1 protein-coding gene is annotated in these 343 nt (G+C 47.8%); it reads right to left on the bottom strand.

The window, feature by feature from the left end:
• Nucleotides 1-343, bottom strand: a 343-nt coding sequence (locus tag FH871_RS35280; RefSeq protein WP_369008819.1) for a PTS transporter subunit EIIC, incomplete at both ends; no start/stop codon positions are given.

Raw genomic sequence — 343 nt, 5'->3', positions numbered from 1 at the left:
TTTCATTGTGACGGTTCATCCAATAGTAAGAAAGGACAGCTGAACCTTGAGCGATATTTGACAGGGCAATCATTGGCCAGAGGCCGGTACCGCCAGAATCGGCCACCAACTGGGTATCGATAGCATTGGTCATATGGTGGAGACCCGTGATAACCAAGGGGGCATAAAGGGCACCAAAAATAGCACCGAAGAGCCACTTGACAGGACCTGTCAAACCAGCTAGAACAACATAAGAAATTCCCTTACCAATGGTCCAGCCAATTGGTCCTAAAACAGTGTGGGCCAAAATCAAGGCTGGCATCAAAGAAAGGAAGGGCACAAAAATCATGGAAACGACTTCTGG

It is taken from the genome of Larkinella sp. C7, assembly GCF_006149005.1.
In the GTDB taxonomy this organism is placed as follows: Bacteria; Bacteroidota; Bacteroidia; order Cytophagales; family Spirosomataceae; genus Larkinella.
This window is presented reverse-complemented; position numbering and strand designations above follow the sequence as displayed.